We start from the raw sequence: 24,688 nt of genomic DNA on the forward strand, positions 1-24,688 counted from the left end.
CTGCTCATACTTTAAAAATAAGCAGCTCCACCTTTTTATACAAAAAAAGACTGCCTTTTCAGACAGCCTCTTTTATTTTTTAAACACTTCGTACTTCCAAATTTTATTTAACCTTCGTACTTCTACCTTCGTACTTCAATCTTATCTTGCCAGGTAGCCGCCGTCTATAGGATAATATGCTCCGGTGGCAAATGAAGCTTTGTCGCTGCCGAGCCAAAGGATCAACTCGGCTACTTCATTGCTCCTGCCCAAACGTCCTATGGGGTGTAAAGAAATCAAATGTTTTTTTATATCCTCATCAAGCTGGTCTAACAAAGGAGTGTCAATAAATGCCGGTCCCACAGCATTGATCCTAATATTCTGAGAAGAATATTCTATTGCCGCATTACGAGTTAAACCCACAGCAGCATGTTTTGCAGCAACATACCCGGCAGAACCTTCAAAGCCCACACTACCTAAAATAGAAGAGATATTGATGATGCTCCCCTGGCCATTTTTTAGCATAGCTGCGATTTGGTACTTCATTCCGTAGAAAATGCTGTGCAGGTTAATATCTATCACCCTGTGCCAACCCTCCAGGCTCATATCTCCAATCTTGTTTGCCTCGCCCCCAATACCTGCATTATTCACAGCAATATCAAGCTTCCCGTAATTTTTTACAGCAAAATCTACCAGGGCCTTATTTTCGGCAGCTGAGGCTACATCTGCTTTAAAGAAACTGGCTGTACCACCCGATTTCTTAATGCGTTTCACTACTTCCTCTCCTACTTCAGAATTAATATCAGAAACTACAACTTTAGCACCTTCGCGGCCAAAAAGAAGAGCTGTGGCCTCTCCTATTCCCGAGGCCGCGCCTGTAATAATTACAACTTTATCTTTCATAACACTCTGATTTAATTTATTGTAAATTAAAAAATACAGCAATTGAAAAGCATGATTAAAATCAGGAAGCGTTTGAAGAGGGATAAAAATTTGCTATTTTAGAGAAGTATGAAAAAATCTATATCGGGAGTAACAATAGAGCTGCGGCAGGGTGATATTGCGAATCAGGGAGATTGTGAGGCAGTGGTCAATGCAGCCAATGCGCAGCTGGAAACCGGCGGCGGAGTCGCGGGAGCTATCCACACAGCCGCAGGCCCAGAGCTTACTAGTGAAGCCCGGTCAATGGCACCTATAAAACCCGGAGAAGCTGTAATAACAAAAGCGTATAATCTCCCAAACCAGTACGTTATTCATTGCCTGGGGCCGGTTTACGGGCAGGACAAGCCGGAAGATAGGTTATTGGCTAACTGTTATTCAAATGCTCTGAAGCTAGCTGAAGAGAAGCAAATTTCTTCTATTGCTTTTCCGGCTATCTCAACCGGCATTTTTGGATACCCTGTAGAAGATGCTGCAAAAGTGGCTTTCACAAAATTCATAGAAAGCATTTCTTCTCTGAAACATCTCAAAAATATCATTTTTGTACTGTACAGTGAAAAAGATCTAAACATACACAAAAGAGTGCTTGAGCAAATTTTGCAGGGGAAAGAATATTTAGGCTGAACCTTTCACGCCTTATAAGTTGCGGGTTTCTAGGTTGCGGGTTAATTGCCGGTAAATTTTTTCATTACCGGATATGATTTTTACTTCCTTAAACCTTGAACTTTGAGAGTTAAACCTTCACGACCATTTTACCCATGTTACGCCCTTCAAACAGACCTATAAACGCTTCAGGGAGTTTATCAAAGCCTTCTACGGTGGTTTCATCATAATCGAGGCTTCCATCCTTTAACCAGCTGCTTAACTGCCGCAGCGCTCTTCCGAAGTCTTTTGCGTGATCACGAATTAAAAAGCCCTGCATCAAAGCTGTTTTTTTGATGAGAATATTTTCGGGACGTGGTCCTGTTGGTACATCAGTTTCATTATAAAGAGATATCGCACCACAATTAATGATTCGGGCGTCTTTATTGATGGTTTGCAACACGGCATCCAGAATTTCACCTCCTACATTGTCAAAGTAAACATCTACCCCATCGGTACAAATCCTTCTAATGGCATCGGCCATGTCTTCCTCTTTATTGTAGTTTAGTGCTTTGTCAAGGCCAAATTTTTCTTCCAGATGTTTTACTTTTTCATCACTACCGGCAATTCCCACTACCATGCAGCCTTTAATCTTTCCGATTTGCCCGGCTATGTTTCCCACAGCGCCGGCTGCACCCGAAACTACAAGGGTCTCTCCAGGTTTAAGTCTACCAATTTTATCAAGCGCCAGGTAAGCAGTTAGCCCCGTTAATCCCAGCACGCCAAGAAAGGCTGGTAAAGGTGCGAGTTCGGTATCTACTCTGTTCAAGCCGGTACCGGCAGATACCTGCAGCTCCTTCCATTTTAGCATTCCTGAAACATACTCTCCTTTTTGAAAATTTTGGTTCTTGCTTTCCACAACCTCGGCCACCACCATAGATTCCAGCGGCTCATTGAGCTGAAAAGGAGGAATATAAGATTCTTCATTTCTCATTCTTCCACGCAGATATGGATCTACCGAAATATATAGTGCTTTGAGCAGAATCTCTCCTTCTCCCGGCTTTGGGTCGTTCTCTTCAACAGTTTCAAAATCTGATGCGGAAGGCTTCCCTGCAGGACGATTCCTGAATATAATGGTTTTGGACATGATTGGTTGGTTTTTATTGAAGATAAGGCTTCTCCAGCATTTTCACAAGCTGAGTTTCGGGTAATTCCAAATTTTAAGAAGTTCTATTTATCGTTTTAAACCAAATCCAAAAATTGTTCTAAAATCTTCATTCCGCAGTACATTCCCATGGCAGTTACCAGGTATTAATTGCAAGATAGACGCCTGATAATCTATAATTATTCTATGAGCGTGGCAGTCCACGGCCGGTGTGTCATTCCGTTGGAAGTAAGAAAAGTGTATGTTCCGCTCATTTCATTCTCATGGAGCTCACCTGTAAGAATGTAGCTCTCGCCTTCATCATCAGGGATCATATCATAGGTTAAAACTTTGCCTTCCATACTCCACTCTCCCCATAGATCGTATACCTCGGGTGCTGCGGGCTCGGTATAAAAAGCCGTACCATCTTCATGAAAAACTACATGGCCAATCCAGGAAGTATCTTCATCATGATGGTAAGTAATTTCCCATTTAGATCCTTCCAGGCTATCTGTTTCAACACTCAGCTCTTCTCCATAAGCCGTACCCGCCTCATTTGTAGCAAAGGTTCTGAAGTAATAATTGATCCCGGGATTGAGGTCTTCAATCTTCACCACAAAAGAGCTTTCAGATTGTTTTTGAGTACTTTTCGATATGGAGGTGGTAGCACTTTGCCCTTCGGGTAATGCAACATTATCTTCAAGAGTGGGATTGGGATTGGTACCCCAAACAACACCATAAGACTGAATTTCACTGTCAGTTTCCATAACGGTTCCTGAAATTTGGACAGAAGTATAGGTGATAACAGTTTCAAATTCATCACTTACTGTAACTACTTCGGGTAATTGCGGCTCGCGGTCTTCATCTTCTGAATCGCACCCCAAAAATACGCTTAAGAACATAAGAAGATAAATACCTTTTAATAATGGAAATTTCATAACATCTGTTTTTAAAATGAAAGAGAAAGTTACCCGAAAGTTCCACTCAAGGCAATACCCCCTTATAGGTATTTTACTGATTTAAAGCAACTTAATTGTAAAATGAACCGGTTTTATCCATAAAAAAACCTCTCCGGTTTCCCGGAGAGGTTTTAAATATTTAAAAATTTCAGGAAATTAGTTCTTTCCTTCCATTTTATCTTTCAACGCCTGAAGTTCTGCGTTAACATCACCAATAGTAGTGTTGCTTTGAGCTTGTTGTGCAGCGGCTTTCTTTTGGGCCTGCTTTACAATTTGCTGCTCTTCTTCCTTGTGGATAGCAGTGTGAGATGCTACCACTCTCTTGAATTCTTTATTGAATTCAATGATTTGGAATTCTGCAGATTCTCCCTGCTTCAGTTTGCTTCCGTCTTCTTTTTCAAGGTGACGTTGCGGAACGAATGCAGTGATATCTTCATTAAAATCTATAGTCGCACCTTTGTCAACGATCTCTGTAATTGCAGCTGTGTGAGTAGTTCCTACAGCGAATTCAGATTCGTATTTATCCCATGGGTTAGACTCAGTTTGCTTGTGACCAAGGCTTAACTTACGTCCTTCTACATCTAATTCAAGAACAACTACCTCAAGTTTATCACCTACGTTAGTGAATTCACTTGGATGCTTGATCTTCTTGGTCCATGAAAGGTCAGAAATATAGATAAGTCCGTCAATTCCTTCTTCAAGTTCTACGAACACTCCGAAGTTAGTGAAGTTACGAACAATACCTGTGTGTCTTGAACCTACAGGGTACTTAGAAGTGATGTCAGTCCATGGATCTGGAGTCAATTGCTTGATACCAAGAGACATTTTTCTGTCTTCACGATCTAAAGTAAGGATTTGAGCTTCAACCTCATCTCCAACGTTCACGAAGTCCTGAGCTGAGCGCAGGTGAGTACTCCATGACATTTCAGAAACGTGGATAAGACCTTCAACACCTTCAGCAACTTCGATAAATGCACCGTAATCTGCGATCACAACTACTTTACCTTTTACTTTGTCACCTACTTTAAGGTTCTCGTCAAGAGCTTCCCATGGGTGTTTGCTAAGTTGTTTAAGACCTAACTGGATTCTTGTTTTAGCCTCATCAAAGTCAAGGATAACAACGTTCAGTTTTTGATCAAGTTCAACGATCTCATTTGGATGGTTGATACGTGACCAGCTAAGATCGGTGATGTGAACAAGTCCGTCAACACCTCCAAGGTCAACGAATACACCGTAAGAAGTGATGTTCTTAACAGTACCTTCAAGTACCTGACCTTTTTCAAGCTGCCCAATGATCTCTTTTTTCTGCTCTTCGATATCGGCTTCGATAAGTGCTTTGTGAGATACAACAACGTTTTTGAATTCGTGGTTAATCTTCACAACTTTGAATTCCATTGTTTTACCTACGTATGCATCGTAATCCCTGATTGGTTTCACATCGATTTGTGAACCAGGAAGGAAAGCTTCAATACCAAATACGTCTACGATCATACCACCTTTTGTGCGACATTTCACGTAACCGTTCACGATAAGACTTTCGTCGTGTGCTTTGTTCACACGATCCCATGCCATAATAACACGAGCCTTACGGTGAGAAAGGATCAACTGTCCTGTAGCATCTTCACGAACATCGATCAATACCTCTACTTCATCTCCAACTTTAAGATCTGGGTTGTAACGGAACTCATTAAGAGAAATTACACCTTCACTTTTTGCATTGATGTCAATGATCGCATCACGATCTGTGATGTTGATCACTTTTCCGGTAACTACTTCATCATGTAAAGTGTCAACGAAATTTTCTGCTACAAGCTTTTCAAATTCTTCCAGCTTTTGATCGTCGATAGGATCAATTCCTTCTTCGTAGTTGTGCCAGTTGAATTCCTTTAAGAATTGCTCAGGATCTTGTTGCTGTACCTCTGCATCAGGTTGAGACTTAGTCTCCATACCTGCTACCGGTTGAATTTCAGCGTTTTCAGAACCCTGAACTTCTTGATTTTTTGTTTCTTCAGCCATTGCTGATAATTAATTTGTATCCTGTATTCTTCCGGAAGATATTTGCAATAAAAGAACACAGAAGTGTTTATAATATTGATTTTCAACCCTTTTAGTCTCCCGACCTATTGCTAAAAGGAGTGCAAAAATACAACTATTTATAACAATTTGCAATAATCAATTAACAATTATCAAAGGAGGTTTGTTAGCAGTTTTTTGCCACGAATACACGAAAAATTTTTTGAGACATTCCTTTCAACCTTAGAATTTCCCGAAGACTACGCTGATTTTCGCAGATGCTGCATAGTTTCCTCCAGCGCAGTCGAGAGGCTTTGTCACCACGGGCAGAATCGAAAGACATTGTCACCACGCTCTAAATCCAAAAAGCATTGTCACCTTGAGTCCTTCGGCTATCGCTCAGGACAGGCTCGTCGAGAGGTTATTTTAAATTTTCAAATCCACAAATTTTCAAATTCTCAAATTGAAAGATTGGAATTTGGTGCTTGCTAATTGTTAATTGCCTCATCGTACAACTCGAGGATCTTCTCAAATTGTCCTTCAAGCGTGAGGTGGGAATTGTCTATTTCTTTTGCGTCTTCTGCTTTTACAAGAGGGGAATCTTTTCTTGTGGTGTCTAAAAGGTCTCTTTCTTCAACATTTTCAAGCACCTGCTGGTAGGTCACTTCTTCTCCCCTTTCAGAAAGTTCCTTGAACCTTCTCTGGGCACGCTCCCGGGCGCTGGCTGTCATGAAAATTTTAAGCTCGGCATTTGGAAAAACCACTGTCCCAATATCACGCCCGTCCATTACAATGCCTTTTTCCCTGCCCATTTCCTGTTGTTGTGCAACCAGCATTTCACGTACCTGTGGCACCGCTGCAATCTTACTCACATATTGTGAAACCTGCATTTGTCGGATCTCTTTTTCCACATTCTCACCATTTAAATACATTTCACCAAAACCCACTTCAGGATTAAAGATAAACTTCAGTTTTATAAGGGAAAGATCGGCTATGAGTCCGGCAACATCGAAATTATTTTCAGAAATAAATTTTTTCCGCAGCGCATAAAGGGTAACTGCCCTGTACATTGCGCCAGTATCTACGTACACATAGCCTAACTCTTTGGCTAGCTGCTTTGCCACGGTACTTTTACCTGTTGATGAAAACCCGTCTATTGCAATGGTGATCTTTCTGTTCATAAATGTTTGTTCTTCGGCTTAAAGAGCCAGAAATAGAGACTCTCAAAAATGCCATTTTTGGCACCTCTGCAAAAATAGGTATTTCTTACAGGTTTAAAAGGAAATCGTTCTTAAACAAAAAAAGCCCCGCTGTTAGCGGGGCCCGTTTTCAATTACTTTCTATAACTGTTTAGGATTTTTAACCTTCTCATCGAGGATAGCCAGGTCAATAACCTCAGACATTTCCTTCACATAATGAAAAGTTAGGCCATTAAGATATTCTTCTTTAATATCTTCTATATCCCTTCGGTTTTCTACACAAAGTATGATCTCTTTAATGTGGGCCCTTTTTGCAGCGAGGATCTTTTCTTTGATCCCGCCCACCGGAAGCACTTTACCCCGCAAGGTGATCTCTCCTGTCATGGCGATGCTTTTCTTCACTTTTCGCTGGGTGAATAACGACACAAGGGAAGTAAGCATGGTAATTCCTGCACTGGGGCCATCTTTTGGAGTAGCACCTTCGGGCACGTGAATGTGCACATTATATTTCTCCATTACCTCGGGGTCTATCCCAAGGGCTTCAGCATTTCCTTTAATATATTCCAAAGCAATAGTAGCCGATTCTTTCATCACTTTCCCCAGGTTCCCGGTAATATTGAGGGAGCCTTTTCCTTTAGAAAGAATAGATTCAATAAACAGGATATCTCCTCCTACCTGCGTCCAGGCCAGGCCTGTAACCACCCCGGCAGTCTCGTTATCTTCATATTTGTTGCGCTCGAGTTTGGGGCTGCCCAAAACATCAAGAATATCCGAATCTTTGATCTTAACGTTATACTGCTCTTCCATCGCCATGTTCTTGGCGGCATATCGCACCATTTTGGCAATCTGCTTTTCAAGGCTACGCACACCAGATTCCCGGGTGTAACCTTCAACTATCTTCTCCAGTTGTTTTTTGCCAATCTTCAGGTTGTCTTTGGTAAGGCCGTGTTCTTTTAATTGCTTCGGAAGTAAATGCTGTTTCGCAATCTCAACTTTCTCTTCAATGGTGTACCCGGTCACGTTGATGATCTCCATCCTGTCACGCAGGGCCGGCTGAATGTTACCCAAATTATTTGCCGTAGCTATGAACATCACTTTGGAAAGGTCAAAGGGCATCTCCAGGAAATTGTCGTGAAATTCACTGTTTTGTTCGGGATCCAACACCTCCAGTAAAGCTGAAGAAGGATCTCCGCTATGGCCTATACTCAGTTTATCAATTTCGTCAAGAACAAAAACAGGGTTGCTGGTCCCTGCCTTTTTGAGAGACTGAATGATCCTTCCAGGCATAGCACCGATGTAAGTTTTTCTATGTCCCCTTATTTCGGCTTCATCTCTAAGTCCGCCAAGGGAAACCCGCACATATTCCCTACCCAAAGCTTCGGCAACAGAACGGCCCAGACTGGTCTTACCAACTCCCGGGGGCCCGTAGAGACATAAAATAGGTGATTTCATGTCATTTCTCAACTTAAGAACCGCAAGGTATTCTATAATCCTTTGCTTCACATCTTCAAGGCCATAGTGATCACGGTCAAGAATACGCTGGGCTCGCTTAAGGTCAAATTTATCTTTACTGAAGTCGTTCCACGGCAGGTCCAGGAACAGGTCCAGATAATTCCTCTGAATGGAATACTCGGCCACCTGCGGATTCATCCGCTGCATTTTAGACAATTCTTTAGTGAAGTGTTCTTTTACATTTTCAGGCCATTTCTTCTTTTTTGCCCTGGCGCGCATTTCTTCCACTTCCCCTTCATGAGAAACACCACCCAGTTCTTCCTGGATGGTTTTCATTTGCTGGTGAAGAAAATATTCCCGCTGCTGCTGGCTCATGTCACTTTGCACCTTGCTTTGAATGTCATTGCGAAGTTCCAGCTTGTGATACTCCACATTCATGAACTTAAGCGTGGAAAGTGCCCGTTCTTTAAGATCATTCGTTTCAAGTAGCTTCTGTTTCTCCTCTACTGAAAGATTCATGTTTGAAGAAACAAAATTGATCAGGAACGAAGGACTCTCAATATTCTGTATGGCGAAAGAAGCTTCCGAAGGTATATTTGGGCTGTTCTTTATAATTTGTAAAGCCAGTTCTTTGATAGAATCAATAATGGCTTTAAATTCCTCATTTTCTTCGGCAGGACGTGCCTCGGGCACTTCAATGATCCTGGCCTTCAAAAATGGCTTATCGGCAATTACTTCATCTACTTCAAACCGTTTTTTACCCTGGATGATCACGGTGGTATTTCCATCGGGCATTTTAAGCACCCTAAGAATCCTCGCAACTACCCCAATTTTATTGATGTCCTGTGCGGTAGGATTTTCTACTTTCTCATCTTTTTGAGAAACCACCCCAATAACTTTAGTATCGTTGTTGGCTTCATTAATAAGTTTTATAGAAGTATCGCGACCTGCCGTGATAGGTATTACCACCCCGGGAAATAGCACTGTATTTCTCAAGGGTAAGATAGGTAATATTTCAGGAAGGTCTTCCTTATTTATTTCTTCTTCATCTTCAGGCGTCATTAGGGGAATCAATTCTGCATCTTCATCTATTCCCTGTAATGACAGACTGTCAAGATTTTTAAATTTTGTTCTGCCCATATCTGTTTTTAAGTCAAACTGTCACTGCAGTTATTATATCACAATCTATTTAGTTACTTTACTACCTTTACTCATGCTGTATAACAGGCATTTAAAGCACATTTTAGACACATTATTTCAATTGTTATGCCAACGTTCAGAAAATCAATTAAAAGAAAATTCTGCAAAACTGTAACAAACTTTGTTCTACCTCATCTTTATAGTAAAGCTTTTAGATTTTGACACTAACCACCACACATATTGATGAGCTTTTGGAGAAATGCCGCCGGGGAGACGAGCGTGCCCAAATGAAAGTGTACAACAAGTACAGCAAAGCGATGTATAACGTGGCGCTGCGTATTGTAAAAGACTCTGCGGAAGCTGAAGATATTATGCAGGAATGCTTCTTAAAAGCCTTTGACAAACTTGACACTTTTGAAGGGACATCAACATTTGGCGCATGGCTTAAAAGGATAGTGGTAAACCACAGCATAGGAGTGTACAATAAAAACACCCGGTATACTGAAGTGGAATACCACGACCAATTCAGGCATGAAGCCGATGAATCGGCAGGGATAGCTTCCGAAGAAGAAGAGCAGAATCCAAAAGTAAAGATGATCTTAAAGACCATGGAATCTTTAAAAGAAAATTACCGGGTAGCCTTAACCCTCCATTTAATTGAAGGTTATGATTACGAGGAGATATGTGAAATCTTAAACATTACCTACGCCAATTGCAGAACAACAATTTCACGGGCTAAAGAAAGCCTACGCACCAAATTACTGAGCTATGAAAAATGATAACGATTTAAAGGACCTTTTTGAGGGGCTGGATTTCGATATTGCCGAGCCTACACCACGGCATGAAGATCGCTTCAGGGAAAAACTACGGCAACGCTCTCAAACAAAGAAACCCAGGCACAACGGATTAATTAGCCTGTGGCTACCTGTGATGGCAGTAGCAGCAAGTTTTCTTGTGGCTGTGCTCATCTTCCAGGGGATATTTAACAACCCCTTTACAGGAGAACAGGAACTGGCAAATGTTTCACCAGAGATGAAGCAGACCCAGGAATTCTATTCCTCGGTTATAAGAACTGAGCTAGCCGCATTAAAGGAGCAAAAAACACCAGAAAATGAAGCAGTGATCAATGATGCCCTAACTCAACTGGACATCCTTGAAAAAGATTATGAAACCTTAAAAAAAGACCTGGGAAAAAGCGGCCACGACCAAAGAGTGATCTACGCTATGATAACAAATTTTCAAAAAAGAATTGACCTGTTAAAAATGGTACTTGAAAAAGTAAATGATATAAATACCCTAAAAAACACAAATCATGAAAACAAAACTATATAAGGCTTTGATCGTTCTCTTCCTTATCCCGGCAGTAGCCTGTGCAGAAGGAGATCTTAGAGGAAAATACACCAAACAAAAGCGCGTAAAGAAAGAATTTAAAGTCTCGGCCAATGATATGCTGAAGATCTCCAACAGCTATGGCAACATCGACATCGTAACCTGGAACCAGAACCGGGTAGAAATAGATGTCATTGTTCGCACCAACGGGAATGACGAAGAAAAAGTAGAACAGCGCCTAAGGGAAATTGATGTTGCTTTTAATCAAACCAGTGGGCAGGTAACAGCAAGAACCATCCTTGAGAAAAACAATAACAATTCTTTTTGGGGAAGCCTTTTTGGCGGTAGCAGCAGCAATGTCAACATAGAAATCAATTACAGGGTGAAAGCCCCGGTGACCAACAGCGTAGATCTCTCTAATGACTACGGAAGCATTAACCTCGACAAGCTGAAAGGTGATGCTCAAATCTCCTGTGACTACGGAAAGATCATGATAGGCGAACTTCACGGGAACAACAATGAGTTGGATTTTGACTACACCCGAAACAGCAGCATTGGCTATGTAAAACGTGCCAGGATCAACGCCGATTACTCTGAGTTCACCATAGATGAAGCCGGAACCCTGGACCTGAGTGCCGATTATACAGATTCCAACATTCTGAAAGTAGAACATCTATCTTTCAACAACGACTACGGCTCCCTAAAAGTGGAAAAATTAAAGAACATGAAAGGAGAAGGCGATTACCTGGGAATAAAACTTGGACTTTTGTACGGCAGCCTCAATCTCAATATGGATTACGGTTCACTGGTAATTCAAAAGATCATGCCCAGCTTTAAAGACATCAATATCAACAGCGATTACACGGGAGTGAAGCTGGGATATGACAGGGAAGCCTCTTTTAGCTTTGAGATAAAAACGGCTTATGGAGGTGTTAATGGAGTAAATAACAGTAACTTCACTGTAAATAAACGCAACCACAGCGGCAGTGATAATTATTACCAGGGATACCACCGCACCGAAAATACAGGAGGAAAAATCTATGTAGATTCCAGCTATGGCAGTGTTTCCTTTACCGATTAATATTTAAAGAACATCAATCACCCAAAAAACAATAATCATGAAAAAATTATTATCAACACTTTTTTTAGCCCTCTTTTGTATCACCGCAACACAGGCACAATGGTGGCAGGGAACCAAAAAAATAGATGGCAACGGGAATATGGTTTCAAAAACCAGGACAGTATCAAGTTATGATGCAGTATCGCTTACCGGCTCTATGGATGTGATCCTGGTAAAAGGCAGGGAAGGAAGTTTAAAAATTGAGGCTGAAGAGAACCTGCAACAGCATATTGAAACCGAAGTTAGTGGCGGAAGGCTCAAAATTTCAGTTGAGAAAGGCTATTCTTTAAATCCTTCCCGAAATAAGGGCATTACCATTACCGTTCCTTTTACAGATATTGAAGAGGTTAGTTTAACAGGGTCTGGCGACATACGCTCCAGTGACCTGGTGAAATCCAGCAATTTTTCTATCAACATCACCGGTTCGGGTAATGTAAAACTTCCGGTTGAAACCAGGAATGCTTCAGCAAGTATTACAGGATCTGGGGATATTGACCTCTCTGGCAAGGCCGAAGATTTTGATTGCAAGGTAACAGGATCTGGAGATATAAGTGCTTTCGATTTTAGGTGTAAAAACGTTTCTGCAATGGTAACAGGATCGGGAGATATTCAGGTTTATGCATCAGAATCTTTAAAAGCCAGCACTCCGGGTTCGGGAGATATCGAATACAGGGGAAATCCTAAAAAAGAGGATTTCAGGACTATGGGTTCTGGATCTATCAGCAAAAACTAAAAAACTTCAGAAGTAACTGCGGCTTAAAGACCTCATCCCGGCAGGGTGTCAAAAAGGGGTTTTTAAGCCGCTTCTTTTTTTGAAAGTTTCCCCGTACGAGGCACCTTCAGCAATAAAAATACTCCAATCAAAAAGAAGGCTGTAAGAAAAAGAATAGAATATCTAATGCTCCCAAATACCTGTGTAACCAAGCCATAAAGCGACATCCCTATCACAATGCCTATTTTTTCTGAAACATCATAAAAACTGAAGTAACTAGTGGTATCTAACGTACCTTCGGGAAGCATTTTTGAGTAGGTGGATCGCGAAAGGGTTTGTATACCGCCCATTACCAGCCCAACCAGCCCTGCAGCGATATAGAACTGCATGGGTGTTTTCACAAAAAACGCATAAACGCAAATGCCAATCCACATTACATTTACCAGGATAAGGGTCTCAATATTTCCCATTTTTGAAGAAATCCGGGAGGTAATAGTTGCTCCTGCCACAGCCACCAGCTGTATTAACAGTATACTTACAATTAATCCTGTTGTTGCATCCTGCCCTGTCCAGTTCACTTCTTCTATGCCAAAATAAGTGGCGATCAACATCACGGTTTGTACCGCCATACTGTACACGAAAAAGGCCCGCAGATACTTCTTTAACTGCAAATTATTTTCAAAAGACCTCCAGATCATTCTAATTTCTTTGTACCCGTTAAAAAGTACATCTCGCGTGAGTTTTTCTTTCTTGTTGCCTTTTGGAAGATAGTAATAAGTGATCTGGCTAAACCCAATCCACCAGATGCCGGTAAGCACGAATGAAATACGGGTGGGCATGGCTTCACTTTCAAACCCAAACCACTCATAGTTTAGTACCAGCATAAGACACAGGATGAGCAGGATAACACTCCCAATATACCCCAAAGAAAATCCTTTTGCACTTACCTTATCCTGTTGGTTAGGAAAGGCAATATCGGGCAGGTATGAATTATAAAAGACAAGGCTGGCCCAGAATCCCACCAATGCAAGAAAATAACAGACCAGTCCAAAAATGAGGTTTTCAAGACTAAACCAGAATAACCCTATGCAAGACAGGGCGCCAAGGTAGCAGAAGAATTTCAGGAAGTTCTTTTTATTCCCCACATAGTCTGCAATCCCCGAGAGGAACGGACTTATCACCGCCACCAGCATAAATGCCATGGCGGTCACGTAACTAATGAGGGAATCGTTATTGAAGTTAAAACCAAAAAGCTGCACGGTATCCTGTATCACCCTGCCTTCTTCATTTTTCACGATAGTGAGAGCAGCATAGAAAATAGGAAAAATGGTAGAAGCTATTACAAGGCTGTAAACCGAATTTGCCCAGTCGTAAAAAGCCCAGGCATTGAGCAATTTTTTACTTCCCTTGGGGAGTTGTTTCATGGAGTAACAAATTAAAAGAGCTGCCAATTTTGGCAGCTCCTAAAATACTGTTTTTTTAAGACCTCTATTTAAAAGAAGTTACTCCGTACTTCTGGGCCTCGGCTTTAGCCTGGGGAGCCCATTGTTCTATGTTGTTAATACGGGTTTGAGGATTAGGGTGCGTACTTAGAAACTCTGGCTGTGATTGCCCTCCACTTTGCTGCGCCATCCTTCTCCAAAGGTTGGCAGCCTCAGCCGGATCGTAACCGGCAATAGCCATAAGCGTTAAACCAATCCTGTCTGCTTCACTTTCATGGCTTCGGCTAAAAGGCAACATTCCGCCAAGGTTGGTACCAAGGCCGTAAGCCTGTGCTATAATTTGTTGGGTACTTTCACTCTTACCACCAACTGCAGCTCCTACAACTGCGCCACCTACCTGTTGTAGCTGTGCGGCACTCATACGTTGTGCCCCGTGATTTGCCACGGCGTGGGCTACCTCGTGAGCCATAATGGCAGCAACCCCTGTTTCATTTTGGGCAATAGGCATGATACCAGTATAAAAGGCAATCTTACCACCAGGCATAGCCCAGGCGTTCACCTGGTCATCCTTTATCAAAGAATATTCCCATTCATAGCCATCAAGATATCCCTGGTAGCCATTGGCGTTTAGATACCTTTCTGCAGCAACAGCAATTTTTCTTCCTACATTCTCGATCATTCTTGCTTCCGAAGTATTTTTAACCACCTCACTCTGCGCCAGGACTTCATTATACTGCTGAAAAGAAGCCGGAAAAATCTGCGAGTTAGAAACAAAATTCAGGTTTCTTTCACCGGTAAAAGGGTTTGTTTTACATCCTGCCAACAGGAGTAAAAAACTAGCCACTATAGTTATTTGTCTCAATTTCATGATAGTTTTATTTTTGTTAAAGTTAATAAATCGAACCGGCTCCACTTGAAGCTTTAAATTAGGTTTAACAAAATACCTGCCAATCTTGAAAAGGCGCTGTACAGCTTGCCCCGTAAAGATTCATATTCGTACCTTGCACACTTTCTCCCTTTTATGACACAACAAAAAAAAGATCAAACTCCTGTGCAGAGGCTCCTGGTTCCCTCCTATATTTTGGCCACAGGAAAAATACTTACCACCCTTTCCCCTTTTTTGGCCAGTAGGTTTGCGGCTCGGCTTTTTCTAACCCCTTTCAGGTACAAACTTCCGGAACGGGAAAAGAAAATGGACAGAAAAAGTAAGCAGGAAAAGTTAGTCCTTCCTCATTTTCAACGGGAGATTGTAGTTTACCAATACGGCGAATCTTCCCGAAAAATACTGCTTTCTCACGGCTGGAGCGGCCGCGGCACCCAACTCGCTGTAATGGCCGAAGCCCTTATAAAAGCAGGTTTTGCTGTGGTGAGTTTTGATGCCCCGGCTCATGGAAAAGCATCGGGAAAAATGAGCATGATGCCTCACTTCATAGAAGCTATTGAAGTCCTGGAAAAAAAATACAGACCTTTTGAAGCAGCCATAGGGCATTCCCTGGGTGGTATGGCGTCTCTAAAGGCAGTTTCAAATGGCCTGCCCGTTAAAAAACTGGTCATTATAGGTACCGCGAACAGCATTACGCACATCACCCGCGAGTTCGCCCGTAACATGAAGATGAATAACAAAGTAGCAGACAAAATGAAAAGCTATTTTGACAGGAAGTTTGATGAAGATATGAATAAACTCTCGGGTGCAGTTTCTGCGGAAGGAGTCAAAATTCCCACCCTTGTTATTCATGATGAAGATGATGTGGATGTGCACATCAATTCGGCTTATGATATTCATGAAAAGCTAGAAAATAGTGAGCTTATGACCACCAAAGGACTGGGCCACCGCCGCATATTAGGTAATTATGATGTAATTAAGAAAATTGTTGATTTTCTTTCGGTATAGTTCTTGTATCTTCAGTAGTAAATAAACTATGAAGCTTACAATCTCTATTATAATTTTAGTTTTTAGCCTTGGCTGTAACTCAAATGCGCAAGAGGCCAAAAACCAAAAAACCTATCCTGTTTCCAAAACTGAAGCTCAGTGGAAATCGGAATTAACTACAGCAGAATTTCAGGTACTTCGGAAAAAAGGAACCGAAAGGGCCTTTTCCAGTAAACTCAACCGTATTGAAGAACCCGGAACATTTGTTTGTGCTGCCTGTGGTAACGAATTGTATAAAACCCGCCACAAATTTGAAAGCGGAACCGGATGGCCAAGTTTTGACCGCCCTGTAGATGAAAAGAATGTAGACTACAGGCCCGACAGGACAGGAGGCTTCAGCGCTCTAGAGGTACTTTGCGCGAATTGCGGCGGACACCTGGGCCATGTCTTTAATGACGGACCTCGAAATACAACCGGAAAAAGACATTGTATTAACGGGGTTGCCATGGATTTTATTCCGAAGAAAAAATAGCAGGAATAAAGTTTACCAATTGTTTAAGAATGCCAACACCCCCTAATTTTTATATTTAGACAAAACAAAATTATATGATTAAGAAATATCCCATAGAACGCTCAGAAGCTGAATGGCGAAAGCAACTTTCAGAAGAACAATACCGGGTACTGCGCGAAAAAGGCACAGAAGCGCCTCATTCAGGAAAATATAACATGCACTTTCAGGAAGGAGCTTATTGCTGTGCTGCCTGTGACGCCAAACTCTTTGAAAGCGGCCAAAAATTTGAGAGCAACTGTGGCTGGCCCAGTTTTGACGAAGCTTTAGATGGCGCGATAGAATACGTACAAGACAGGAGCTTTGGCATGATTAGAACTGAAATTCTTTGTGCTAACTGCGGCAGTCACCTTGGGCATGTTTTTGACGATGGCCCCACCGACACCGGCCAGCGCTACTGCGTGAATTCGGCCAGTATAGAATTTGAATCTAAACCTAAATCCTAATAAAAATGAAAAAAATATTCTTTCTTTTTGCACTAGTCAGTTTTAGCCTTACCTCCTGCTCCGACGACGGAGAAGTTGGCCCACAAGGCCCTCCAGGACAACCGGGAGTCAATATCCTGGGACAGACTTTTGGAGACCTGACTGCCAGAAATTTTACTTTTGACAGTGACTTCAATTTATACAACCACTTCTTCCAAATTCCCGCCGATGTCGAGATTTATGAGTCTGATGCTATTTTAGCTTACAGACTTGAAGTTATAGACAACGTGGAGACATGGAATTTATTACCAAAATCTTATTTTCTTGAAGACGGAAGAATTATCCAGTACTCCTTTAACCACACAGACGAAGACGTGGAGGTATTGATCACCGGAAATTTTGATCTAGAAACTTTAAGTGAAGATTACCTTCAAAACCAATACTTCAAATTTGTAGTTGTGCCATCTGAATTTATAGATGAAATGAGCATTGACATTTCCGACCATGATGCTGTGATGCAGGCCCTCGATATCCAATAAGAAATAATCGGTTTATAGATAAAATATCCTTTTCCCTTCAGGGGAAGAGGATATTTTTTTGCCCGGGTGTCAAAAAGGGCATTTTTGAAAGGATTTCCCGAAACCATATACTTTCGGTTTAAGGTTAATTTCCGTAAATTCGCTGTCTTAAATTCAGTTACATAAAATTCCGAATAATGAGTAAATATGACGTTATAGTTTTAGGAAGTGGTCCTGGAGGCTACGTGACTGCCATTCGTGCATCACAATTAGGATTCAAGACGGCGGTTATAGAAAAAGAAAATCTTGGAGGCGTTTGTCTTAACTGGGGGTGTATTCCTACCAAAGCCCTTCTTAAAAGTGCCCAGGTCTTTGAATACCTCAACCATGCAGGGGACTACGGATTAAAAGTAGAAAAAGCCGAAAAAGATTTTGGTGCCGTTATCAAACGCAGCCGAAATGTGGCCGATGGAATGAGCAAAGGAGTGCAGTTCCTGATGAAGAAAAATAAAATCGAGGTTATTGACGGTTTCGGAAAACTGAAATCTGGCAAAAAGATCGAGGTTACCGATAAAAACGATAAGAAAACAGAATATTCTGCAGATCATATTATCATCGCTACAGGAGCACGTTCAAGAGAACTGCCAAACCTTCCGCAAGATGGCAAAAAAGTGATTGGTTACCGCCAGGCAATGAGCCTTGAGAAGCAGCCAAAATCTATGATCGTGGTAGGATCGGGCGCCATTGGAGTTGAGTTCGCCCACTTCTACAAGACTATGGGTACAGAGGTTACTATTGTTGAGTTTCTTCCTAACCTGGTGCCGCTTGAAGATGAGGAAATCTCAAAACAATTTGAGCGCAGCTTCAAAAAAGCCGGAATAAAAGTAATGACCAGCTCTTCTGTAGAGAGTGTTGATACCTCGGGAGACCTTGTAAAAGCACAGGTTAAAACTAAAAAAGGTATGGAAACCCTTGAGGCCGAAGTTGTACTTTCAGCCGTGGGTATCAAATCTAACCTTGAAAACATCGGGCTTGAAGAATTAGGTATCAAAACTGACAGGGATAAGATCCTTGTTAACGATTTCTACGAGACCAACGTGAAGGGAATCTATGCTATTGGAGATGTAGTTGCAGGCCCTGCACTAGCTCACGTAGCTTCTGCGGAAGGGATTACCTGTGTTGAGAAGATCAAGGGAATGCATGTTGAGCCTATTGACTACGGAAATATTCCCGGATGTACTTATGCCACCCCTGAAATAGCTTCAGTAGGTATGACCGAAAAGCAAGCTAAAGAGGCCGGTTATGAGCTGAAGGTTGGGAAATTCCCATTCTCTGCTTCCGGAAAAGCAAAAGCTGCAGGAACTCCTGACGGATTTGTAAAAGTGATCTTTGACGCCAAATACGGCGAATGGTTAGGCTGCCACATGATTGGTGCCGGTGTTACCGATATGATCGCTGAAGCTGTTCTTGGCCGAAAACTGGAAACTACAGGGCACGAGGTACTAAAAGCCATTCACCCTCACCCAACCATGAGTGAAGCAGTGATGGAAGCCGTAGCCGATGCTTACGGGGAAGTGATACACCTTTAGAAGGTATATTGTATATTGAATAATGTATAATTTATAATGTGGAGCGGGTTATTTAGTTCCACAGAATAAAAAAACCTCCGGAAAAACTTCCGGAGGTTTTTTTTATTTTCAGCTTGTCCCCTCCTTCGGAAGGGTGCCCGTAGGCGGGGTGGGTTTTTGGTGCTTAAAACCTGATGATTAGATTTTGGAATTTGGCATCAGGCATTGCCTCTGTTCTCGATACTTTTTTCTTCGCCCCTTTCAGGGCAAATAAAAAAACTCGAACTGACGGCAATTCAGAGAAAGTATGGAACTCAATGTTTGGAATTTGGTGCTTGGAATTTCAATACCAAATATTCAATCTAAAATAATAAATCATTACTCCTTATCCCTTATTCATTTCTAAGTCCTTCTATATAGCTTCCGTACATATCCTTGAATTGCATTCCCTGCGAAAACCGGAATTTATTCAGCTTTTTGTATTCTACCAGCCCCCAAAGCACAAACTCCTTCAGAAAATATTTGTCTTCTTCAGGTACGTTGGGCTGATATTTATTCACCAAATCTTCCAGTGCCGGAATGGAGTCAAGCGCTTTTTTATAGTCGGCATCCGAAGTTTCATCAAGCAATTCAAAGCCACTTTCGGAGAAGAACCATTCCACAATTTCGGAATAAGGATCTTCGGCATCGGGCTTCTGCAGCTTTTCGATCTTCGGAAACATGGTTGGGAAAAGTGATTTTACGGCTTCTCCTATAAGTTCCTGGGCTACCATAGCACTTCCTTCCTGCTCTCCTTCATAAACCAGTTCAATCTTTCCGGTAATCGAAGGAATAACCCCAAGAAAATCCCCCAGCCGGAGAAGGGTCTTATTTTCGCCATTTTTGACACCCCTGCGCTCGGCTGTACTTATAAGGTTTTCAAATGCGGTAATACTCAGCCGCGCACTTATCCCGCTGCGGGAATCAACATATTCATGGTCTCGCGCCTCAAAACTTATTTGCTCCAGGAGGTCTTTGGCAAGTTCGGGAACCTGAACCATTTCCAGCTGCCCCGGCTCCAGCCTGGCTTCCTGATGCGTGATCTTTTTGGCAGTTTTCACGTCTACTGGGTAGTGAGTGAGAATTTGGGAGCCAATCCTGTCTTTAAGAGGCGTAACAATACTTCCGCGATTGGTATAATCTTCAGGGTTTGCAGTGAATACAAATTGCATGTCTAAAGGCAACCGCAGCTTAAATCCACGAATTTGAATATCTCCTTCCTGTAAGATATTAAATAGAGCCACCTGTATTCTCGCCTGTAGATCGGGCAGCTCATTGATCACAAAAATACTGCGGTTGGCACGCGGAATCATTCCGTAGTGAATTACGCGGTCATCGGCATAATTCAGTTTCAGGTTGGCAGCTTTGATTGGGTCTACATCCCCAATAATATCGGCTACGGTCACATCGGGCGTGGCAAGTTTTTCGAAAAACCTGTCATTCCTGTGAATCCAGGAAATTGGTGTCTCGTCTCCCTGCTCTTCCAAAAGTTCACGGGCGTAGCGCGAAATAGGACGAAAAGGATCATCATTGATTTCGGAACCTTCAACTATAGGGATATACTCATCCAGAAGATTTACCATCATTCTGGCGAGGCGGGTTTTAGCCTGCCCCCTCAACCCAAGAAAGTTAATATTGTGCTTTGAGAGGATTGCCCGCTCTACTTCGGGAATTACCGTATTTTCATACCCGTGAATCCCTTCAAAAGCCGGTTCATTGTTCTTAATTCTCTTCAGCAGATTTTGCCTGAGTTCCTCTTTTATGCTTTTGCTTTTATAGCCATAGTCCTTTAATGCTCCAAAGGTGCTGAGCTTTTGTATATCCATGTCCTGAAAATTTGTTTGAAAAAGGCCATTTTTGGGCCTTTAATATTTTAACCTTTAATTCTTTTCTTGCGGTTGGTCTCGTAATCTTCAAAGATCATTTCTCCAAGACCTTTAAGTCCGGTGAAGAATGCCTTCCCCTGGTTAGCCTGTGTAAATTCCCTTACAAAGCGCTCCAGATAAGGATCTTGCGCTATCATAAAAGTGGTAATAGGAATATGCAGTTTACGTGCCTGGCTCGCGGCATTGTAGCATTTCTCGACAATATATGGATCTAGCCCCACACTGTTTTGATAATACCCTCCATCCCGCTCTCTCAAACAGCTGGGTTTCCCATCGGTGATCATAAAGATCTGTTTGTTGGTGTTACGCTTGCGCCTAAGCAAATCCATAGCCAGTTCAAGCCCGGCTACAGTATTGGTATGATATGGCCCCACCTGTAGGTAAGGCAGGTCTCCTATAGAAATGCGCCAGGCGTCATTCCCAAAAACGAGTATATCGAGGGTATCTTTTGGATACCTGGTAGTAATGAGCTCGGCCAGGGCCATGGCGACTTTCTTCGCCGGGGTGATCCTGTCTTCGCCATAAAGTATCATACTGTGGCTTATGTCTATCATAAGCACGGTACTCATTTGGCTCTTATGATGGGTTTCTTCGACTACAAGATCGTCTTCGGTCATCCGGAAATCATCGGCGCCATGCTGTATCTGGGCATTTCGCAAAGATTCTGTCATGGAGATTTTATCGAGCGAATCTCCAAAATTATAATTTCTGAATTCTCCCGTGTGCTCATCGCCCAGCCCCAACTGCTTGGTGCTGTGGTTCCCTGACCGACTTTTGCGCAGTTTTCCGAAGATTTGATTGAGCGCCTGCTGCCTAATGGCTCTTTCGGTCTTGGCCGTAATAGCCATTCCTCCACTCCCCTCAATTTCCTCACGGATGTAGCCTTTTTTCTTAAGGTCTTCTATAAAATCATCTATAGTGTAGTTTTCATCGGTGAGTTTATATTCAACATCCAGCTGTCTTAGCCATTCTATAGCCTCATCAAAATCTCCGGAAGTATGAGTGATAAGCTCTTTAAAAATCTCAAAAAGCTTGTCAAAAGGAGGGATATTCTCGGCCTCAAAGCGTTTAAAAACAAAACCTTTTTTCACAATATTCCTTTCCATGCCCTAATTTAATTGTTAGCATGAACATCTCACAAAAGTGGAGGATAAATTTGTGTTAATTAGATATGAGATATTAGTAGTGAGAAAATCTAAAATTCCAAGCACCAAATATTAAGTACCAAGCACCAAGTTCTAATTCCTAACTTTCAAATCTTCAAATTTTCAAATTGGCAAATTTTCAAATCGAAATCAGGTCGCAATAATAAAATTTGGTGTCCCAGGCTTCCTTCTCTTTTTTAAAGCAATCATCTTCTTCATCTCCTGCGGAAGCAAAAAATTTCTCTACAATTTGTCCTTTTTGGAAGGTTACTGGGTGGGAAAATATAGGTCCGTCAAAAACGAAAATATGAAATTCCCCATTCTCCCCGGCAGGATCTACGCCTGAAGGTAAATCGGCAAGGAAACTTTCATCTACAAGCCTTCCGCAGAAAGACCTATCCAAAAACTTTGCATTTACGCTCACAGTTATAGCTTTAAATCCGGCGGCGAGTATTTCCTTCATGAGGGCTGAAGTATCTTTTTTCCACAGCGGAAAAACCCCTTCAATTTCCACTTTTTGAAGCTGCTGTTCCCGGTAAAGCTTTAAATCTTCCAGGAAGATATCACCAAAAATACTGTAATTGAATCCGGAATTCTTCAGCTTCAGCATTTCCTCTTCCATGACTTTATTATAGGTTGTCATAGAAACATTTCCCGCAAGCGGAAGAACTTCCAGGGGAATACCAATACTTTGAGCCTGTTTCAGCAATAAATCACTCCGAAGGCCATGCATAGAAATCCTGTCAACTTCAGAATTAACTGTGGTAAGCAACTTTTCTACGGAATATTCTTTCTGCTGTTGAGTGAGATAAAGAGCAAAGGCCGCATCTTTCCCCGAACTCCAGTTTATGAACGCTTTTTTCATGCTTCAGTAAAACTCAAGACAGCCAGTTCATAACTCTGCAATCCAAACCCCAGGATCACGCCTTTGGCATTGGGCGCAATGAAAGATCTATGCCGAAATTCTTCCCTGGCCGAAGTATTGGAAATATGCACTTCTACCACCGGCTTTGAAATCGCTTTTACAGCGTCTCCAATCCCGACTGAAGTATGCGTGTAGGCTGCAGCGTTAAGCACAATACCATCAAATTCCTTATCGGCCGCATGAAGCCGGTCTATGATTTCCCCTTCAATATTAGATTGATAAGAGGCTAATTCTACTTGCGGAAATTTCTTTTCCAGGTTTTGAAAGTAATCTTCAAAAGTTTGGCTTCCGTAGGTTCCTGGTTCACGGCTGCCGAGTAAATTGAGGTTGGGCCCGTTAATGATCAATATTTTCATAAAGTAAAAATAGAAAATAAAAAAACGGAAACCACAGCTTCCGCTTTTAACAGGCTCAAAAATGTCATTTTTTAATTCAATCTTTTTTAGAGCCGGAATTCTACCCCAAGGTTAACGGAAGCTGCCGTGCCGCCATCTATACTTATCCCGGTGTAAGATGCAATAAGGCCCACCCCGAGGAGGTTGAACCCAATCTTGGGTTTATAGTAAAAACCACCGTCTGTCCCATCACTAATACCTAGGGCATAACCAAGATCGGCTCCCAATTCAAGATTGGCGAGGCTAAACCTTGCTGTTGCAGCAAGAGGCAGAAAAGAAACATCATCAAACTCATCTACAAAAAAGTGATTGTACCCTACCATAGGCCCTAACTGGAAATTCTCAAACCCCATGAGATAAGCAATGTCTGCGCCCACATTAAAGTCTGATGCATCTGAAATATCCCCTACCGGAATTCCTGCATTCACTCCTAACCTAATATCGCGCTGAGCATAGGTTGATGTAAAACCTACTGCAATAAAAATAAGAGAACATAAAAATTTCTTCATAACTCAAAGTTTTAAAGGTTATCTATCACTAAATTAGTAATTTACATATTACTCTTATCGACTAAGTAAAATTCCTTTGAAAGGAAAACCTCACATTCACAGGTAGTTTCAATAGGCACAAAAAAAAGGCTGCCTTGATTAAAGACAACCTCTTTATTAATTTTCAGTTTTTCTTAGAACAAGAATCCAATCCCAGCCTGTACTACAGAGTTCTTGGCTTCAACTCCTTCAATGTCATAAATGTCGGTCATACCCGCATTGTAACGTCCATAAAGGAAAAAGTTGTTGAATTTGTAAGAGGCTCCCAGTCCAAGACTAAGATCGAACTTATTAATGTTATCATCAGATACATCAACATCGTTTTCTCCAGTTCCTATTTCATGATCTGCAAGAAAACCGAACTGTGGACCGGCTTCAAGACTTAGCCCTTTTACTAAATAGAACTTAGCCATAACGGGAACAGTTACATAATCCAATTTATGTTCCAGGTCGTTTCCATCTTCAATTTCTACGATGTCGTATCCCTGAGCAGAATAAAGTACCTCGGGCTGGATTGAGAAACGATCTGATAAAGGGATTTCAGCAACTAAACCTAAGTGATATGCGGTTCTTGCACTTTCATCCTCAAAATCTGACCATCCGTCTCCTGAAAAGGTCGAGAAGTTCACCCCTCCTTTTGCTCCAAAGTAAACGAATTCCTGTGCAGTTACAAATGTTGTACTAAATACCATCGCTGCGATAAACAAAATTGACTTTTTCATAAATTTCATTTTTAAAAGTTCAGGGACAAATGTAGGAGGCATAGTGTTAAGAAAAACTCACTTTATATT

At 41.8% G+C, this 24,688-nt stretch carries 24 protein-coding genes; 10 read left to right on the plus strand and 14 right to left on the minus strand.

Annotated features, from left to right (window positions below; translation table 11 throughout):
- Positions 1-141: 141 nt before the first annotated feature.
- Positions 142-882: an SDR family NAD(P)-dependent oxidoreductase gene (locus OQ279_RS08945; protein ID WP_266069551.1), complete on the minus strand. Its 741-nt coding sequence runs from the start codon at positions 880-882 to the stop codon at positions 142-144.
- A gap of 108 nt (positions 883-990) precedes the next feature.
- On the opposite strand from OQ279_RS08945, the gene OQ279_RS08950 reads away from it, so the two are divergent.
- Complete coding sequence (locus OQ279_RS08950) at positions 991-1,542, plus strand: macro domain-containing protein (protein ID WP_266069552.1); 552 nt, start codon at positions 991-993, stop codon at positions 1,540-1,542.
- A 109-nt stretch (positions 1,543-1,651) separates the two neighbouring features.
- On the opposite strand, the gene OQ279_RS08955 is transcribed toward OQ279_RS08950, so the two are convergent.
- The 5 genes from OQ279_RS08955 to lon form a co-directional block, all read right to left on the minus strand.
- Complete coding sequence (locus OQ279_RS08955; RefSeq protein ID WP_266069553.1) at positions 1,652-2,647, minus strand: NADP-dependent oxidoreductase; 996 nt, start codon at positions 2,645-2,647, stop codon at positions 1,652-1,654.
- Between the two features lie 197 nt (positions 2,648-2,844).
- A complete protein-coding gene (locus tag OQ279_RS08960) occupies positions 2,845-3,582 on the minus strand; it encodes a hypothetical protein (protein ID WP_266069554.1) in 738 nt (245 codons plus the stop codon).
- Between the two features lie 177 nt (positions 3,583-3,759).
- Complete coding sequence (gene rpsA / locus OQ279_RS08965) at positions 3,760-5,619, minus strand: 30S ribosomal protein S1 (RefSeq protein ID WP_266069555.1); 1,860 nt, start codon at positions 5,617-5,619, stop codon at positions 3,760-3,762.
- 485 nt (positions 5,620-6,104) lie between these two features.
- Positions 6,105-6,797, minus strand: coding sequence for a (d)CMP kinase (gene cmk / locus OQ279_RS08970; RefSeq protein WP_266069556.1), 693 nt, complete (start codon positions 6,795-6,797; stop codon positions 6,105-6,107).
- A 159-nt stretch (positions 6,798-6,956) separates the two neighbouring features.
- A complete protein-coding gene (gene lon / locus OQ279_RS08975; protein ID WP_266069557.1) occupies positions 6,957-9,407 on the minus strand; it encodes an endopeptidase La in 2,451 nt (816 codons plus the stop codon).
- Positions 9,408-9,625: 218 nt separating this feature from the next.
- On the opposite strand from lon, the gene OQ279_RS08980 reads away from it, so the two are divergent.
- From OQ279_RS08980 to OQ279_RS08995, 4 genes are read left to right on the plus strand one after another with little or no spacing between them, the layout of a single operon-like run.
- Entirely contained in the window at positions 9,626-10,186 is a 561-nt protein-coding gene (locus OQ279_RS08980; RefSeq protein WP_266069558.1) for an RNA polymerase sigma factor, read from the plus strand.
- Positions 10,176-10,739, plus strand: a complete 564-nt coding sequence (locus OQ279_RS08985; protein WP_266069559.1) for a DUF4179 domain-containing protein — start codon at positions 10,176-10,178, stop codon at positions 10,737-10,739. The genes OQ279_RS08980 and OQ279_RS08985 overlap by 11 nt, the downstream gene beginning before the upstream one ends.
- Entirely contained in the window at positions 10,720-11,817 is a 1,098-nt protein-coding gene (locus OQ279_RS08990; RefSeq protein WP_266069560.1) for a hypothetical protein, read from the plus strand. Before OQ279_RS08985 ends, OQ279_RS08990 begins: the two co-directional genes overlap by 20 nt.
- Positions 11,818-11,854: 37 nt before the next feature.
- Positions 11,855-12,589: a head GIN domain-containing protein gene (locus OQ279_RS08995; RefSeq protein WP_266069561.1), complete on the plus strand. Its 735-nt coding sequence runs from the start codon at positions 11,855-11,857 to the stop codon at positions 12,587-12,589.
- Positions 12,590-12,651: 62 nt separating this feature from the next.
- On the opposite strand, the gene OQ279_RS09000 is transcribed toward OQ279_RS08995, so the two are convergent.
- Positions 12,652-13,992, minus strand: coding sequence for an MFS transporter (locus tag OQ279_RS09000; RefSeq protein WP_266069562.1), 1,341 nt, complete (start codon positions 13,990-13,992; stop codon positions 12,652-12,654).
- A gap of 64 nt (positions 13,993-14,056) precedes the next feature.
- Positions 14,057-14,878, minus strand: coding sequence for a M48 family metallopeptidase (locus tag OQ279_RS09005; RefSeq protein WP_266069563.1), 822 nt, complete (start codon positions 14,876-14,878; stop codon positions 14,057-14,059).
- Between the two features lie 153 nt (positions 14,879-15,031).
- Between OQ279_RS09005 and OQ279_RS09010 the strand changes: the two genes are divergently transcribed.
- From OQ279_RS09010 to lpdA, 5 genes are all read left to right on the plus strand, one after another.
- A complete protein-coding gene (locus tag OQ279_RS09010) occupies positions 15,032-15,901 on the plus strand; it encodes an alpha/beta hydrolase (RefSeq protein WP_266069564.1) in 870 nt (289 codons plus the stop codon).
- A 28-nt stretch (positions 15,902-15,929) separates the two neighbouring features.
- A complete protein-coding gene (gene msrB / locus OQ279_RS09015; RefSeq protein WP_266069565.1) occupies positions 15,930-16,412 on the plus strand; it encodes a peptide-methionine (R)-S-oxide reductase MsrB in 483 nt (160 codons plus the stop codon).
- Between the two features lie 74 nt (positions 16,413-16,486).
- Positions 16,487-16,894: a peptide-methionine (R)-S-oxide reductase MsrB gene (msrB, locus tag OQ279_RS09020; RefSeq protein ID WP_266069566.1), complete on the plus strand. Its 408-nt coding sequence runs from the start codon at positions 16,487-16,489 to the stop codon at positions 16,892-16,894.
- Positions 16,895-16,899: 5 nt separating this feature from the next.
- A complete protein-coding gene (locus OQ279_RS09025) occupies positions 16,900-17,412 on the plus strand; it encodes a hypothetical protein (protein ID WP_266069567.1) in 513 nt (170 codons plus the stop codon).
- A 176-nt stretch (positions 17,413-17,588) separates the two neighbouring features.
- Complete coding sequence (gene lpdA, locus OQ279_RS09030; RefSeq protein ID WP_266069568.1) at positions 17,589-18,980, plus strand: dihydrolipoyl dehydrogenase; 1,392 nt, start codon at positions 17,589-17,591, stop codon at positions 18,978-18,980.
- Between the two features lie 371 nt (positions 18,981-19,351).
- On the opposite strand, the gene OQ279_RS09035 is transcribed toward lpdA, so the two are convergent.
- The 6 genes from OQ279_RS09035 to OQ279_RS09060 all read right to left on the minus strand — a co-directional run bounded on the left by OQ279_RS09035 (position 19,352) and on the right by OQ279_RS09060 (position 24,619).
- On the minus strand, positions 19,352-20,824 hold the full coding sequence (locus tag OQ279_RS09035) for a magnesium chelatase (RefSeq protein WP_266069569.1): 1,473 nt from the start codon (positions 20,822-20,824) through the stop codon (positions 19,352-19,354).
- 47 nt (positions 20,825-20,871) lie between these two features.
- Positions 20,872-21,990 carry a vWA domain-containing protein gene (locus OQ279_RS09040; protein ID WP_266069570.1) on the minus strand — a complete coding sequence of 373 codons (1,119 nt, stop codon included), beginning with the start codon at positions 21,988-21,990 and terminating at the stop codon, positions 20,872-20,874.
- Positions 21,991-22,168: 178 nt separating this feature from the next.
- Positions 22,169-22,894 (minus strand): Dph6-related ATP pyrophosphatase, encoded by a 726-nt coding sequence (locus OQ279_RS09045; protein WP_266069571.1) that lies wholly within the window; start codon positions 22,892-22,894, stop codon positions 22,169-22,171.
- The gene (gene aroQ / locus OQ279_RS09050; protein ID WP_266069572.1) at positions 22,891-23,310 is read right to left on the minus strand and encodes a type II 3-dehydroquinate dehydratase; all 420 of its coding nucleotides are present in this window, start codon (positions 23,308-23,310) and stop codon (positions 22,891-22,893) included. The genes OQ279_RS09045 and aroQ overlap by 4 nt, the downstream gene beginning before the upstream one ends.
- An 86-nt stretch (positions 23,311-23,396) precedes the next feature.
- A complete protein-coding gene (locus OQ279_RS09055) occupies positions 23,397-23,858 on the minus strand; it encodes a hypothetical protein (protein WP_266069573.1) in 462 nt (153 codons plus the stop codon).
- Between the two features lie 173 nt (positions 23,859-24,031).
- Positions 24,032-24,619, minus strand: a complete 588-nt coding sequence (locus tag OQ279_RS09060) for a porin family protein (protein ID WP_266069574.1) — start codon at positions 24,617-24,619, stop codon at positions 24,032-24,034.
- Positions 24,620-24,688 lie beyond the last annotated feature (69 nt).

This window comes from Salinimicrobium profundisediminis (assembly GCF_026241755.1).
Classification (GTDB): Bacteria; Bacteroidota; Bacteroidia; order Flavobacteriales; family Flavobacteriaceae; genus Salinimicrobium; species Salinimicrobium profundisediminis.